A 15,486-nucleotide genomic window follows, 5' to 3' on the forward strand; every position below is an offset into this window, starting at 1 on the left:
GCCAGTCTATCAGGCCACAGGCCTTTCCCGTCGCTGTCAGTTTTGCCGATAGTGCTCGCCGTCCGACGTCAGCCCGCGGGCCTTGTCACGGTGCGCCACCCAGTGCTCCACCAGCTCGCGCAACTGGGACAATTCGATGGGCTTGGCCATGTGGCCGTCCATGCCGGCCTGGCGCGCGCGGTCCTTGTGCTCGGTGAGAATATGCGCGGTCAGTGCAACGACCGGGGTACGTACACGCTGATTGCCGACTTCCCAGGCGCGCAATTGCTCGGTGGCCGAGAAGCCGTCGAGTATCGGCATCTCGCAGTCCATCAACACCAGGTCATAACGCTGCGCCTTCATGGCACGTAACGCCTCTTCGCCATTACTCGCGGTATCGGGGTTGAGGTTGAGCTTGCCGAGCATGCCGCGGATGACCTTGGTCGAAATGCTGTTGTCTTCGGCCACCAGAATCCGGAAGTCGCCAGGGACGTTGACCGGCGGAGTCACGACCGGGCCAGGCTTGTTCGACACGACACCCTTGTTCAACTGAGTCAGTTCATCGGCCAGCGTGGTCTTGAGCGTGTAGCCTGCCACCGGTTTGGCCAGAATGCGCTTGATGCCGGAGTTGCGCGCGATGATCTTGCTGGGCGCATTGCTGATGCCGGTCAGCATGATCAACAGAATGTCGTGATTCAGGCTTGGATCTTCCTTGATCTTGGCGGCCAGTTGCATGCCGGTCATGCCTGGCATGTTCTGATCGAGCAGGACCACATCGAAATAGTCGCGCAGGTGCGCCTTGGTTCTGAGCAGGGCCAGTGCCTCCTTGCCGGACGCCACTGCGCTGACATTCAGGCCCCAGGCGCTGCATTGCTGGACCAGCACTTTGCGGCACGTGTCGTTGTCGTCGACCACCAGCACCCTGGCGTCTTTGAGCGGGCTGTCCAGATCGATGGTCGGCTGTTCAAGCAGCTTTGCGTCCAGCGGCAGGTTCAGCCACAGCGTATTACCTTGCGCACCCGTGTTCTGAATGCCGAACTCGCCATCCATCAGTACGATCAACTGACGAGCGATCACCAGCCCGAGGTGGCCGCCGAGCCGGCTGCTGGCCAGGAAGTTACGGCTGTGCAGTTCGGCGTGCAGCAGCTCTTCACGCTCTTCGTCGGAAAGCGATTCGCCGCTGTCCTGCACCGAAATACGCAGCCGCGTATTGCCGCTTTTCGATGACTCAAGGGATACGGCCAGCAGAATTTCCCCTTCGTCGGTCTTCTTCAGGGCATTTTCCAGCAGGCTCAGCAATGTCTGGCGCAGGCGAGTCGGATCACCATTGATGACACGTGGCACCTGCGGCTGGATCTGGCTGATCAGTTCGACCTGTTGCTGCTCGGCCTTGGCGCGGAAGATATTCAGGCAGTCCTCGACCAGCGCGCCGATGTCGAACTGCACGTCGTCCAGTTCGATCTGCCCTGACTCGAGCTTGGTGATGTCGAGAATCTCGTTGATCAGCGTCAGCAGTTCGTTACCGGCACTGTGGATGGTCTGCACGTAATCGCGCTGCTTGACCGACAGCGGGGTGCCGAGCAGCAGCTCGGTCATGCCCAGCACGCCATTCATCGGGGTGCGAATCTCGTGGCTGATCTTGGCCAGAAACTCGGCTTTGGCGTTGATTTCGGCGGTGCTGGCCGCCTGATCGCGGCTGATGCTGAAACGGTCTTCGGTGATGCTGCGATGGCGCTCGCTGAGCGCCAGGCTCATCAGCACACCGCTGATGCAGAACACGCTGAGCAGCGCCAGTATCAGCCATTGCGGCGGCACCAGGCTCAGCCACAGCAGGCCGGGCAGGACCACCATGTAGCCGATATTGAAGGTGATCATCCCCAGGACAAACAGGCGCGCCGAGCGATAGCCCTTCTGCCAGTGCCACATCGACACCGCCAGAATGCTCAATGTCGTCAACGAGACCAGGCCGAACGTCAGGAAATTGATCGGCAGCTTTTCGTCGAACAGCACCAGCAGGGCGCCGATCCCCATGAGCACCGCGTTGCCCAGCAACAGGCGATCGAGCTTGCGGGCACTGCGGTGGACGAAGAAACAGTAGGTGTAGATCAGGCCTGCGACAGCGGCCAGCAACAGTGCCAGGTGCGCGCTCGGGGTTTGCGCGATATTCCACGGGTCGATCGGGCGCAGCAGGTTGAGGAGCAACAGGGCACTGAGCCCGAGTAACGATTCGCAGGCGGCCAGCCACAGATTGCTGCGCGACCGGGTGTGCCCGTAACGCGTCAGGTTCTGCACGATCAGCATGGACAGTGCGCCAAACAGCAGCCCGAACAGCAATGGCTGAGTCTCATTGGCGGCGCTTGCGATGGCCGGTTCAAGGGTAATGCTGGGGCGCATTTTCTGCGCGGAGACCAGCCTCAGGTAGATATCCAGCGGGGCCGAGCTTTGCGGAACCGGCAGCAGGAAATCGTTGGACGGCAGTCGCTGATCTTCAATCGGTACGTCATTGCCCGTGCGTACATGATCAATCTGTCGATCGCCGTCCATGACATACATGTCGGCGCTGGACAGGTCCGGGGCGAAGATGCGCAGCAATTGCTCGTGCTGGGTCGGTTGCAGGCGGTAGTGCAGCCATAATGCGCTGTCGCGATCCGCAGCCGTGACACGTTCCAGCTCGATGGGGCTGAATTGATTCTGATAGCGCGCCGAGCGGATTTCATCCAGCGTCAGGTGGGCCTTTTCGTCGAGCAGCGTAGACCAGCCTGCACCATGCTCTGCCTGTGCCGAAAGCATGAACAGCAGAGTCAGCAGTCCGACGGTTGAGGCTATGGCAATCCTGAGCCAGCGCACAATGAAATCCCTTCGTGAGTGAATGCCTGGTAAAAACCGCGAATACCGGAGCAACCGGCCAGCCTCTGTTTGAAGAGGCTGGTCCGATCGATTATTCCTGGTCTTCGCCACGCTCACGGGCAATGGCTCGGTAGCCAATGTCCTTGCGGTAGAAACACCCTTGCCAGTCGACTTTTGCGGCCAGCGCGTAGGCATTTTCCTGCGCGTTGCCCACGCTGTCACCCAGTGCTGTGGCACACAGTACACGACCACCGCTGGTCACGACACGCTCATCCTGCAAGGCTGTGCCTGCATGGAAGATCTTGCCTTCGAGCTGTGCCGCTGCGTCCAGACCTTCGATGACCGCGCCTTTGGCGTAGTCGCCAGGATAACCCCCGGCGGCCAGCACGATACCCAGACTCGGGCGCGGGTCCCACTGTGCTTCGATCTTGTCCAGCGCCTGCGCCAGTGCAGCTTCGACCAGCAGTACCAGGCTCGATTGCAGACGCAGCATGACCGGCTGGGTTTCCGGGTCGCCGAAGCGGCAATTGAACTCGATGACTTTCGGGTTACCCGCTTTATCGATCATCAGACCAGCATAGAGGAAGCCGGTGTAAACGTTGCCTTCATCGGCCATGCCCCTGACGGTCGGCCAGATAACCAGGTCCATGACACGTTGATGAACCTCGGCGGTGACCACCGGGGCAGGGGAGTAGGCACCCATGCCGCCGGTGTTCGGCCCGCTGTCGCCGTCGCCGACGCGCTTGTGGTCCTGGCTGGTGGCCATGGGCAATACATTCTTGCCGTCGACCATGACAATGAAACTGGCTTCTTCGCCATCGAGAAACTCTTCGATGACAACGCGCGAACCGGCGTCGCCAAAGGCGTTGCCAGCCAGCATGTCACGTACGGCGTCTTCGGCTTCTGCCAGGGTCATGGCGACGATCACGCCCTTGCCTGCGGCCAGGCCGTCGGCCTTGATGACAATAGGCGCGCCCTTTTCACGCAGATAGGCCAGGGCAGGCTCGATCTCGGTGAAGTTCTGATAGTCGGCAGTAGGAATCTTGTGGCGCGCCAGGAAGTCCTTGGTAAACGCCTTGGAACCTTCGAGCTGCGCAGCGCCGGCAGTCGGGCCGAAGCAGTCCAGGCCACGGCTGCGGAACAGGTCGACGACGCCTGCAACCAGCGGTACTTCAGGGCCGACGATGGTCAGCGCAACGTTCTTTTCAGCGAAATCCGCCAGTTGTTCCAGTGCCAGAACGTCGATGGCCACGTTTTCGCATTTGGCCTCGATCGCCGTCCCCGCATTGCCCGGTGCGACAAACACCTTCTGCACGCGCGGGTCCTGGGCGACTTTCCATGCCAGGGCGTGTTCACGACCGCCGCTGCCAATGATCAAAATATTCAAAAACAGACTCCTTTGGAGTAGCTACAAGCTGTTAGCTACAAGCTGCAAGTAAACGCGGGTGATCAGCTTGCTTGCAGCTCATGGCTTTGAATGGTTAATACGCTAGGCTCAAGCTTGAAGCTTGAAGCTTGAAGCTTGAAGCTTGAAGCTGCCTTTAGTGCCTGAAATGGCGCATGCCGGTAAACACCATCGCGATGCCGGCTTCGTCGGCCGCAGCGATCACTTCATTGTCACGCATCGAGCCGCCTGGCTGTATGACAGCGGTGATGCCGACCTTGGCCGCGTTGTCGATGCCGTCACGGAACGGGAAGAAGGCATCGGAGGCCATGACCGCGCCCTGAACCTGCAGCCCGGCGTGTTCAGCCTTGATGGCAGCGATACGTGCCGAGTTCACGCGGCTCATCTGGCCTGCACCGACGCCGACGGTCTGGCGGTTGCGGGCGTAGACGATGGCGTTGGACTTGACGTACTTGGCGACTTTCCAGGCGAAGATCAGGTCATGCATTTCCTGTTCGGTCGGCGCACGCCGGGTGACGACCTTGAGGTCGGCTTCGGTGATCATGCCGATGTCACGGCTCTGTACCAGCAGGCCGCCATTGACACGCTTGTAGTCCCACGCAGGCAGGCGCTCGCTCCACTGGCCGCTGGTCAGCAGGCGTACGTTGGCTTTGCTGGCGACGATGGCGCGGGCTTCGGCGCTGACGCTCGGTGCGATGATCACTTCGACGAACTGACGCTCGACGATGGCCTTGGCGGTTGCAGCGTCCAGCTCGCGGTTGAAGGCGATGATGCCGCCAAATGCCGACTCGGAGTCGGTGGCGTAGGCCAGTTCGTAAGCCTGACGAATGCCGCCTTCATCATCCGGGCAGACCGCCACACCGCAGGGGTTGGCGTGCTTGACGATCACGCAGGCCGGTTTGACGAAGCTCTTGACGCATTCCAGTGCGGCATCGGTATCGGCCACGTTGTTGAACGACAGCTCCTTGCCTTGCAACTGGGTGGCGGTGGCAATGCCGACCTCGGCAGGTTTGGCTTCGACGTAGAACGCGGCACTCTGGTGCGGGTTCTCGCCGTAGCGCATTTCCTGAGCCTTGACGAACTGGGTGTTGAAGGTGCGCGGGAACTGGCTGCGGCCTTCGGTACTCAGGGTTTCGGCGGTCTGGTCGACGCCGCCCAGGTAGTTGGCGATCATGCCGTCGTAGGCGGCGGTGTGCTCGAACGCCTTGAGCATCAGGTCGAAGCGCTGGGCGTAGGTCAGGCCACCGGCCTTGAGGCTTTCCAGGACCTGGCCGTAATCGCTGGCATTGACCACGATGGCGACGTCCTTGTGGTTCTTCGCCGCGGAGCGGACCATGGTCGGGCCGCCGATGTCGATGTTTTCGATAGCGGTGGGCAGGTCGCAGCCCGGCTTGGAGACAGTGGCTTCAAACGGGTACAGATTGACCGCAACCAGATCGATCGGCTTGATGCCGTGCTCGGTCATGATGGCGTCGTCTATGCCGCGACGACCCAGAATCCCGCCATGGATCATGGGGTGCAGGGTCTTGACCCGGCCGTCCATCATTTCAGCGAAGCCGGTATAGTCGGCCACTTCGACTGCCGCGACACCGTTGTCCTTGAGCAGCTTGAACGTACCGCCAGTGGAAAGAATCTCGACGCCCAGCGCTTCAAGCTCGCGGGCAAACTCAAGGATTCCTGTCTTGTCGGATACGCTGATCAGAGCGCGGCGGATCGGCAGGCGGGTAGTCTGGTCGGTCATCTCGATTTCCATCAAAAGCAAAAGAAGTCAGCAAAAAAAAGCGACCGCGGTGCAAGGTCGCCTTTTCTGTTTTGAATGCTTTAAAGCAGATCGTACTGTTTGAGTTTCTTGCGCAGCGTGCCGCGATTGAGCCCCAGCAGCTCGGAGGCCTTCGTCTGGTTGCCCTTGACGTAGTTCATCACGCTTTCCAGAAGCGGAGCCTCGACTTCCGACAACACCAGGTTGTAGACGTCAGTGACGGATGCGCCTTCGAGGTGGGCGAAATAATTGTGCAGCGCCTTCTCGACACTTCCGCGCAGGGTCTGACCCTCTTCGCTCGGCGTGTTGAGGTGCTGTTTCAAATTGACGTTGTCGCTCACGGGTGTTGTTCCACTCACTAAAGTCTCGGTCATCATCGTCATGCGGCCACCTCTTTATCATTCTCGTTATCCGGGCCCTTGCAGCCTTGGCTGAAGAACTCCCGGACGTTGGCGCACTGTGCTTCCGTATCTTCCAAACGATTGAAGTGGGCGCGAAACTCTCTGGCGCCCGGCAGCGTTGCGAGATACCAACTGACGTGTTTGCGTGCAATGCGCACGCCCATCACGTCTCCATAGAAAACGTGGAGCGCTGCCAGATGCTCAAGCAGAATGCGTTCCACTTCACTCGACTGCGGCGCCGGGAGTGTTTCTCCGGTACGCAGGAAGTGTTCTATCTCGCGAAAAATCCAGGGACGCCCCTGTGCGGCCCTGCCAATCAGTAATCCGTCTGCACCGGTAGCCTTCAGCACGTGCCGGGCCTTTTCCGGTGAATCGATGTCGCCATTGGCAAAGACCGGTATCGACACGGCCTGTTTGATCAGGGCAATGGTGTCGTACTCGGCCTCGCCGGTGTACAGGTCGGCACGGGTTCGCCCGTGTACCGCCAGTGCCTGAATACCTGCCTGCTCGGCGATTTTCGCCACTGTCAGGCCATTTCGGTTGTCGCGATCCCATCCGGTGCGGATCTTCAGCGTGACCGGTACATCGACCGCAGCCACGACGGCCTGCAGGATGTCGTTGACCAATTGTTCATCTTTCAACAGCGCCGAGCCTGCTGCCTTGTTACAGACTTTCTTGGCCGGGCAACCCATGTTGATGTCGATGATCTGGGCGCCCAGTTCGACATTGGCACGTGCTGCGTCTGCCAGCATCTGCGGATCACCACCGGCGATCTGTACCGAGCGCGGCTCGGGATCACCTTCGTGGATCATGCGCAGACGCGATTTGCGGCTGTTCCACAGGCTCATGTCACTGGTGACCATCTCCGAAACCACCAGGCCGGCACCGAGTCTTCGGCACAGCTGACGGAAAGGCTGGTCGGTGACGCCCGCCATCGGGGCGAGAATCAAGCCGTTTTGCACTGTATATGGGCCGATGCGTACTGCCGACATAGCCTTACCTGTTGTGGAGGCCAAATCATCCGCAGGCCGTGTAAAAACCGTTTCACCCGGTCTGCAACGGCTCATCCCGCCAGCCGCATGCGCCACCGTCAGAACGAACCGAGAGTTTGAAAAAGGGTTGGCATGATACCCGCTCTCGATGACTGGATAAAGGCTGAATTGGATAAAATCTGAACAGCTCGTACCCGTGCTCGACGAGGCTGGTCAAAGGGTGTTTTGTAGCGAAATTTCTGCGATCGTGCAGTGTTATTTGCTGAAAACAGCGTGTAAAGATGCAGTCTTGACCGACGCCTGGGCGTCGGGTGTGTCATTCCGGCGAGCGGAAGTTCAGGCTGTAGTTCACGGCCTTGGCGCCAGGATCAAGGATATCCAGCGCGATATGGATCGGCGTCTGGGGTGGCATCTCTTCCTTGCCGGCCATTTCGCCGCTCAGGTATTCGCTGGGCTTGAACCGACGACTGGCAATCAACTGACCGCCGGTATCGGAAAAGCGCAGCTCCAGCAGCGGAAACGGCTGGGAAAACGAGGCGCGGTTGTAGATGATTGCATCGACCACCAGCGCCCCCTGAAACTCCGGGTGGCTGCGCACGACCAGGTTGCTGCTCTTGAGCTGGGAAATGTCGACCTTGCTCGGCACCTTGCAGCCAACCTGCGGGCAAATCTGCTGAAACAACGGGCGATACTGATCCTGACGTGCCAACTGATCGAAGTGGTACCAGACGTACTGTCCTGCCAGACCCGCCAACGCCAGCACGATCAACAGGCCCCAGGCCAGGCGTCTGCCCCAGCGTGGTTTGGGCCGTTGCCAGTCCAGCTGTAAAGGATCGTCGGTCAGATCAAGAAGTGTCTGGTCGCGCACTGCCGGTTCGTTGCGGCTGCGCTTGCCCCGGGTTTCAGGCTCCGGCTCATGGTCGTGGTCTTCATCATCGTCATCCACCGCTGACCAGCGCTCGACCTTCTCGGCAGGCGGGGCTTTGCGCTGAATGATGACCGGCATCGGCGGCTCGTCATCGTCCAGATCCTTGTCCAGTGACAGCGACGGCTCGGTGCGTTTGTCGTCCTCCGGCGGCTCCGCAGCTTCTGCAGGGTCGGTATCCGCGATAACCTCGGCATGCAGCTCGGGCAGTTGCTCGACATCATCGTTATGCAGCGTATCGACCCATGCCGCTTCGTCGCTCTGACGACTGTCACGCTTCGCAGTCAGGCTCACATCGTCGTTGCCGATATCGCTGACGGGGCGGGCAAAGGTGTCAGGCCTGCGGGTCTCGCGTTGTTCGAGGCGAGCCAGTTCTTCGTCCAGATTGAGATTGTCCAGATCCAGTTCGCTGACCTGCCAGGGGTCGTCCTCTTCGGGCAACTTTTCCGGCTCCGGCTCCGGCTCCGGCTGAGGCTTCAGCTCGGGCTCGGGAACTGGCGTCGGCAGAAACTTCGGTTCGGGCAGGGCTGCGACCACCGGCGAGGCGGGCAGGGCCTCTTTCTCGGCGTCATCGCTGGCGCGTTGCTCGAGCAACTGCCGCGCTGCGTTGAACACCTGCAGGCAGGCTCCGCAACGCACCACGCCACGGGCCACGCTCAGTTGAGCGTGACTGACTCTGAAACTGGTCTGGCAGTGCGGGCACTGGGTGACGAAACTGTCGGTCATGCGGCTGTCCGGTTGAAGCGGCGGTTAACGGCGGCGACCCGTGATGCGTACCCAGCCATCTCGGTTTGCGATCGGGTCCAGCTCAAAACTGTCAGCATAGGCTGCCGCGACTTCCTCACCCTGTTCGGCAAGGATGCCTGACAGCGCCAGGCGTCCGCCGGTCCTGATCAGGGTTGCCAGTTGCGGCGCCAATGAGACCAGCGGGCCAGCCAGAATGTTGGCGACCAGCACGTCGGCCTGCTGGTGTGGCAGATCCTCGGGCAGGTACAACGGGAAGCGTTCGGCCGCGATATTGTTGCGTCCGGCATTGTCACGAGACGCTTCCAGTGCCTGTACGTCGATATCGGTGCCGACAGCCTGTTCGGCACCCAGCAGCAGTGCGGCGATGGCCAGAATGCCCGAGCCGCAGCCGAAATCCAGCACGTTGCAGCCTTCGAGGTCCTGGCCATCCAGCCACTCGAGGCACAGCGCGGTGGTCGGATGGGTCCCGGTGCCGAACGCCAGGCCCGGATCGAGCAGCAGGTTCACGGCGTCCGGTTGCGGTGCGGCATGCCAGCTCGGCACGATCCACAGGCGCTTGCCGAAACACATCGGCTGGAAGTTATCCATCCAGCTGCGTTCCCAGTCCTGATCTTCGATGACTTCGGCGCTGTGCTCGGGCAATTCTTCGCCGGTCAGCAGGCTCAGGTGCGCCAGGGCCATCTCGGCATTGGTGTCGGCTTCGAACAGCGCCAGCAGGTGGGTGTGTGCCCACAGCGGCGTGGTATTGAGTTCGGGCTCGAAAATCGGCTGGTCTTCGGCGTCCATGAATGTCACGGACACGGCGCCGACTTCAAGAAGGGCGTCTTCGTAGGTTTCGGCTTGTTCCGGGCTGATGGCGAGACGGACTTGCAGCCAAGGCATGGCGGATTACCTTCGATTTGGAAATAAGTGTGGCTAGTAAGGCCAGTGCGGCCGCAGGAAGCGGGCAAGTTTACTGCTATGCGCTGCAAACAACAAAGCCGCATCACTGCGGCTTTGTCGTCGTGAAGCAGACTGGCTTATTGATTGGCCAGTTTGTGCTCCAGGTAGTGGATGTTGACTCCGCCTTCGCAGAAGCCTTCATCGCGGGTCAGGTCGCGGTGCAGCGGGATGTTGGTCTTGATCCCGTCGACCACGATTTCGTCCAGGGCATTGCGCATGCGTGCCATGGCTTCTTCGCGGGTCGCGCCCCAGGTGATCACTTTGCCGATCAGCGAGTCATAGTTGGACGGTACCTTGTAGCCGCTGTACAGGTGCGAATCGACCCGTACGCCGTTGCCGCCCGGTGCATGGAAGTGCTTGACCAGACCCGGGCTTGGCACGAAGGTCTTCGGGTCTTCGGCGTTGATCCGGCATTCCAGCGCATGGCCCTTGATGACCACGTCATCCTGGGTGTACGACAGTTTGTTGCCGGCGGCGATGCTGAGCATCTCCTTGACGATGTCGATGCCGGTGACCATTTCCGAAACCGGGTGCTCCACCTGAACACGGGTGTTCATTTCGATGAAGTAGAAACGACCGTTCTCGTACAGGAACTCGAACGTACCCGCACCGCGATAGCCGATATCGATACACGCCTTGACGCAGGCAGCCAGAACATCCTCGCGCGCCTTTTCATCGATGAACGGTGCCGGCGCTTCTTCCAGAACCTTCTGGTGACGGCGCTGCAGCGAGCAGTCGCGATCGCCCAGGTGGATGGCCTGGCCCTGACCGTCGGAAATCACCTGGACTTCCACGTGACGTGGGTTGGTCAGGTATTTTTCCAGGTAGACCATCGGGTTGCTGAACCAGGCGGCTGCTTCGGCGCGGGTCTGGGAAGCGGCTTCGATCAGGTCTTCTTCGCGATGAACCACACGCATGCCGCGACCACCACCGCCACCGGCGGCCTTGATGATCACCGGGTAACCGACTTCACGACCAATGCGCAGAGCGGTGGCTTCGTCTTCCGGCAGCGGGCCGTCGGAACCGGGAACGGTCGGCACGTTGGCCAGCTTCATGGCGTCCTTGGCGGAAACCTTGTCACCCATCAGGCGAATGGTGTCTGCTTTTGGACCGATGAAGGCAAAGCCGGATTTTTCGACCTGTTCGGCGAAGTCGGCGTTCTCGGCGAGAAACCCGTAACCCGGGTGGATCGCGGTGGCGCCGGTCACTTCGGCAGCCGAAATGATCGCCGGAATGTTCAGGTAGGACAGATTGGCCGGTGCCGGACCGATGCAGACGGTTTCGTCTGCCAGGCCCAGGTGCATCAGCTCGCGATCTGCGGTGGAGTGTACAGCGACGGTCTTGATGCCCAGTTCTTTACAGGCACGCAAGATGCGCAAGGCAATTTCGCCGCGGTTGGCGATCAGAACTTTTTCCAACATCGCAGGCTCTCCCCGGGTCAAACGATTGTGAACAGCGGCTGGTCAAACTCAACCGGCTGACCGTTTTCTACCAGGATGGATTCGATCACACCGCTGGTTTCTGCCGTGATGTGGTTCATCATTTTCATCGCTTCGACGATGCAGATGGTGTCGCCTTGCTTGACGGTCTGGCCGACTTCGACGAATGCAGGCGAAGTAGGCGCCGGGGTACGGTAGAACGTACCGACCATTGGCGACTGGACCACAAAGCCGTTCAGTTTCGGAGCCGATGGCGCTTCTGGAGCGGCCGCAACCGGTGCTGCTGCAGGAGCCGGAGCCGCTGCAGGCGCAGCAACCGGAGCCGGTGCGTAGTAAGGCTGTGCCGGCGTCTTGCTGTGACGGCTGATCCGTACGGATTCTTCGCCTTCACGGATTTCCAGCTCGTCGATGCCGGACTCTTCCAGCAATTCGATCAGTTTCTTGACTTTGCGAATATCCATTAATCAACTCCCAAGGTTCTGTAAGGGCAATGTGTCGGCCGGCTCAAGCCATATGGTCAGCTTCAGGCTGGACTCGTCATGGCTTGGCACTGGCGGCCAGTTGTTCCAGGGCGGCTTCCAGGGCCAGTCGGTATCCACTGGCACCCAGGCCACAGATCACTCCTACAGCGACATCTGAAAAGTAGGAGTGATGGCGGAAAGGTTCGCGTTTGTGCACGTTTGATAAATGCACTTCGATGAATGGGATGCTCACTCCCATCAGCGCGTCACGTATTGCAACGCTGGTGTGCGTAAAAGCGGCCGGATTGATCAAAATAAAATCCACACCCTCGCCGCGGGCAGCGTGAATGCGGTCGATCAGTTCGTACTCGGCGTTGCTTTGCAGATACATCAGATGGTGACCGGCATCGCGAGCGCGCTGCTCCAGGTCCTGATTGATCTGAGGCAGGGTGATAGTGCCGTAGACCCCGGGTTCCCGAGTGCCCAGCAGGTTCAGGTTGGGTCCGTGAAGGACCAGGATGGTCGCCATTGCGTGTTCCTTTTATTGTCTGCGAGCGGTTTACGCCCGGCGACTATGCCGGAAGGGCAATGGACTGTCCAGTTAACAACAGTAGCCAGCACAATGAGCGATATTCGCGCAAAGTTTGTGACTCAGGTGTCAGTTTTGGTCATTGGCGCTGTTCAGACGCTCAATCAGGCCTGCTGCGTCGATTTCGCCGATAACCCGCACAGTTTGCCGTTCTTCGCCGTTTTTATCGAAGAAAAGCAGCGCTGGCGGGCCAAACAGCTTGTACCGGTCGAGCAGGGCGCGTTGCTCTGCGTTGCTGTCGGTCATGTCGAAACGCACCTGTTTGTAACCCGACAAACGGGCGACCACACCCGGGTCAGGCAGGACTTCGTGTTCGATGACCTTGCAACTGATGCACCAGTCGGCATACCAGTCCAGCACCAGCGGTTTGCTTTCGCGCCGGGCTTCCTGCATCACACGGTCCAGTTCGGCGGCGGTCGTGATCGTCTGCCACTGTGACGCGACCGGAGCTGCTGCCCCGTTATTTGCCGGGGCGTATTCGCGACCCAGCGGGCGCATGGGGTCGGTCTGCCCGGACAGCGCGCCGTACCAGCACGCCAGCGCATAGACCAGCAGCGCCAGCCCCAACAGTTGGGCGAGTTTCTGCCGTGTGGTTTTGATGTTGAATTCCAGCGCACCGAGAAACAGCGCGACACCGGCCGACAGCAGACCCACCAGCAATAGCGTGACCTGCCCTGGCAGCACGCGGCTCAGCAGGCCGATTGCCAGTCCCAGCAGCAGCACACCGATGGCATTTTTGACCGTCACCAGCCAAGGGCCGCTTTTCGGCAGCCATGTGGCACCACCGGTTGCGATCAGCAACAGCGGCGCGCCCATGCCCAGCCCCAGCGCAAACAGTTTCAGAGCGCCGCCGAGCGCATCGCCGCTGGCGCTGATGTACAACAGCGCACCGGCCAGAGGCGCCGATACGCAAGGTGACACCAACAGGCTGGAGACCACGCCCAAGACCGCTGCCCCCCACAAGGAACCGCCCTGGGTCTTGCCGGCGATACGGTCCAGGCGAGAGCTGATCGATTGCGGCAGGCGCAGTTCGAAAGCGCCGAACATGGCAATGGCGAAGATCACGAAGAATGCCGAGAACGGCACCAGTACCCAGGCCGATTGCAAGCGCGCCTGCAGGTTAAGGCCTGCACCGAACACGCCCATCAGCGCGCCCAGCAGGGCAAAGCACGCCGCCATCGGCAGTACGTAAGCGAGAGACAGGCTCAGCCCGCGCAATCCGCCTACCTGACCGCGCAGTACCACGCCGGACAGAATCGGCAGCATCGGCAGTACGCACGGGGTAAAGGTCAGGCCTACGCCGGCGAGAAAAAACAGCGCCAGTTCTTTCCAGCTCCAGGCTGCTGTGGCGGCGGGTGGGGTGGCAGAGGCTTGCTCGGCCGGGCTGGCGGCCACATCACCAATGCTCAAGCGCTCGGTTTCAGGTGGATAGCACAAGCCCTTGTCGGCGCAGCCCTGGTACGTGACGGCGAGGGTAAAGGGGCGCTGTTCGCCGGGTTTGCGTGGCAGGTCGATATCGAGAATGCCGTGATAGACCTCGACATCGCCAAAGTACTCGTCGTGTTTCTGCTCGCCCTTGGGCAGTTGCGCTTGGCCAAGGCCGATGTCGGCAGGCTCGGTGCGGAACTGGAAGCGGTGGCGATACAGGTAGTAGCCGTCGGTAGCGACCAGCCTCAGTTTGATCGACTCCGGCGTCGTCTCGATCAGGCTCAACTGAAAGGCCTGACGCACAGGCAGGAAGTCCTTGCTGTTATCCAGCGAGCCACCGCCCAGGGTGGATGAGGGACGGCTGTCCAGCAGACCGGCGCCGGAGGCGGGCAGGGCCAGGATCAATAGCAGCAGGCATAACAAACGGCGCATGGCAGTCTCGAAGATCGAAAGTCCGCGCATGATAACGGAGTGCCCGGCGGCCTGCCGAGCGCAGGTTGTAAGAGTGGGTGTCAGCAGGCCCACAATCGGTTCGGAATTATTTCTTGCCCGAGGAAAAGCTGCCGCCAGCCTCCTGATCGTAAAAGTCCGGGATCTTGTACTTATAGGTGTCCAGCCAGCGTTGCAGACTGAGGTCGCGTTCTGCAGCGGTATTGACCTGCGGCGTCGGCGAAGCCGCCTTGCCGCTGGCCTGAAGCTGCAGCCAGGTCTCGGTCTGCCGGGTTTCAGAAGGCGAAGTTTCATGGTTGTCCGCCCAGGCATCTCCTGCGCTCAACAGCAGTACACACCCGGTGAGTATCATGCGCTTCATGGTCGTACCTCCTGGGACTGACGATCATTTTGTCCTGTCAGGCTGGCAATGGGCCGTGCAGATGCTCGAGCAGCAGGGGGCTTTCGCAATTGCTCGGCGCGCGCCTGGGCATCGGTCACCTGTTCAGGCGTCAGCCCGGCCCGCGACGCCAGTTCGGCGGCCTGCGTCCAGTTGTTCTGATAGATCAGCAGCGTGGCCAGGTTCACCGCTGCCAGCGAGTCCGATTGTTTGAGCTCCATGGCCGTCAGGAACTGAAAGCGTGCCTGTTCCAGTTTCAGCTGATTGAGGTAGACGACGCCCAGGTCATTACGGATCTTTTCATCGGTCGGTTGCAGCTTGCTGGCCATCAGCAGGTGTTGCTGTGCCAGCGCGTTGTCACCACGCGCCGCAGCCAGTTGCCCGAGGCCATGCTCACCCTCGGCTGCCCGGCAGGTGCCCAGCAGGCTGCGGTACAGAGGCTCTGCCTCGTTGCTGCCTAATAGCCGCAACACCCGGGCCTTGCGCAAGCGGACTTCGCCCAGGCTGTCGGGCAGGCTTTCCAGGTTGGCAAGGCTGGCATGCAGCCGGCCTTCGTCGGCCATGTTCTGAGCCAGATTCAGGGAAAACTCCTGATCCGAGGTCAGCTTGGGGCACTGGCCCGCCTGAGCCGTGGTCTGCGTCCAGAGGGGGCGACCATCACTGGCGCATCCGCCCAGCAACAGCAGCCCGAGTAGTACGATCACTGGTTTCATTGCAATGCGTCCTTTCGTGCACAGGTAATA

Annotated in this window: 13 protein-coding genes; all 13 read right to left on the bottom strand. The window is 60.6% G+C overall.

Annotation, left to right across the window (positions count from 1 at the left end; genetic code table 11):
- Positions 1–36 precede the first annotated feature (36 nt).
- Entirely contained in the window at positions 37–2,826 is a 2,790-nt protein-coding gene (gene retS / locus KBY02_RS00765) for a hybrid sensor histidine kinase/response regulator RetS (protein ID WP_225649705.1), read from the bottom strand.
- 91 nt (positions 2,827–2,917) lie between these two features.
- Positions 2,918–4,213, bottom strand: coding sequence for a phosphoribosylamine--glycine ligase (gene purD, locus KBY02_RS00770; RefSeq protein ID WP_003399692.1), 1,296 nt, complete (start codon positions 4,211–4,213; stop codon positions 2,918–2,920).
- Between the two features lie 154 nt (positions 4,214–4,367).
- Positions 4,368–5,972 (bottom strand): bifunctional phosphoribosylaminoimidazolecarboxamide formyltransferase/IMP cyclohydrolase, encoded by a 1,605-nt coding sequence (purH, locus tag KBY02_RS00775; RefSeq protein ID WP_003399693.1) that lies wholly within the window; start codon positions 5,970–5,972, stop codon positions 4,368–4,370.
- Between the two features lie 80 nt (positions 5,973–6,052).
- Positions 6,053–6,373, bottom strand: coding sequence for a DNA-binding transcriptional regulator Fis (gene fis, locus KBY02_RS00780; protein WP_002555375.1), 321 nt, complete (start codon positions 6,371–6,373; stop codon positions 6,053–6,055).
- Positions 6,370–7,383, bottom strand: a complete 1,014-nt coding sequence (gene dusB, locus KBY02_RS00785) for a tRNA dihydrouridine synthase DusB (protein WP_024639759.1) — start codon at positions 7,381–7,383, stop codon at positions 6,370–6,372. Before dusB ends, fis begins: the two co-directional genes overlap by 4 nt.
- Positions 7,384–7,699: 316 nt before the next feature.
- Positions 7,700–9,034: a DUF3426 domain-containing protein gene (locus tag KBY02_RS00790; RefSeq protein ID WP_060409442.1), complete on the bottom strand. Its 1,335-nt coding sequence runs from the start codon at positions 9,032–9,034 to the stop codon at positions 7,700–7,702.
- A gap of 24 nt (positions 9,035–9,058) precedes the next feature.
- Positions 9,059–9,937 (bottom strand): 50S ribosomal protein L11 methyltransferase, encoded by an 879-nt coding sequence (gene prmA, locus KBY02_RS00795; RefSeq protein WP_060409441.1) that lies wholly within the window; start codon positions 9,935–9,937, stop codon positions 9,059–9,061.
- Between the two features lie 137 nt (positions 9,938–10,074).
- Positions 10,075–11,418: an acetyl-CoA carboxylase biotin carboxylase subunit gene (gene accC / locus KBY02_RS00800; protein WP_003399697.1), complete on the bottom strand. Its 1,344-nt coding sequence runs from the start codon at positions 11,416–11,418 to the stop codon at positions 10,075–10,077.
- Between the two features lie 17 nt (positions 11,419–11,435).
- On the bottom strand, positions 11,436–11,897 hold the full coding sequence (gene accB / locus KBY02_RS00805; RefSeq protein ID WP_011269006.1) for an acetyl-CoA carboxylase biotin carboxyl carrier protein: 462 nt from the start codon (positions 11,895–11,897) through the stop codon (positions 11,436–11,438).
- 76 nt (positions 11,898–11,973) lie between these two features.
- Positions 11,974–12,426, bottom strand: a complete 453-nt coding sequence (gene aroQ, locus KBY02_RS00810) for a type II 3-dehydroquinate dehydratase (RefSeq protein WP_002555369.1) — start codon at positions 12,424–12,426, stop codon at positions 11,974–11,976.
- Between the two features lie 129 nt (positions 12,427–12,555).
- The gene (locus KBY02_RS00815) at positions 12,556–14,346 is read right to left on the bottom strand and encodes a protein-disulfide reductase DsbD (RefSeq protein ID WP_257207069.1); all 1,791 of its coding nucleotides are present in this window, start codon (positions 14,344–14,346) and stop codon (positions 12,556–12,558) included.
- Positions 14,347–14,452: 106 nt separating this feature from the next.
- A complete protein-coding gene (locus KBY02_RS00820) occupies positions 14,453–14,725 on the bottom strand; it encodes a DUF3613 domain-containing protein (RefSeq protein ID WP_003399719.1) in 273 nt (90 codons plus the stop codon).
- Complete coding sequence (locus KBY02_RS00825) at positions 14,722–15,456, bottom strand: hypothetical protein (protein ID WP_011269004.1); 735 nt, start codon at positions 15,454–15,456, stop codon at positions 14,722–14,724. Before KBY02_RS00825 ends, KBY02_RS00820 begins: the two co-directional genes overlap by 4 nt.
- Positions 15,457–15,486: the final 30 nt, after the last annotated feature.

Source organism: Pseudomonas sp. P129, assembly GCF_020312195.1.
Lineage (GTDB): Bacteria > Pseudomonadota > Gammaproteobacteria > Pseudomonadales > Pseudomonadaceae > Aquipseudomonas > Aquipseudomonas fragariae.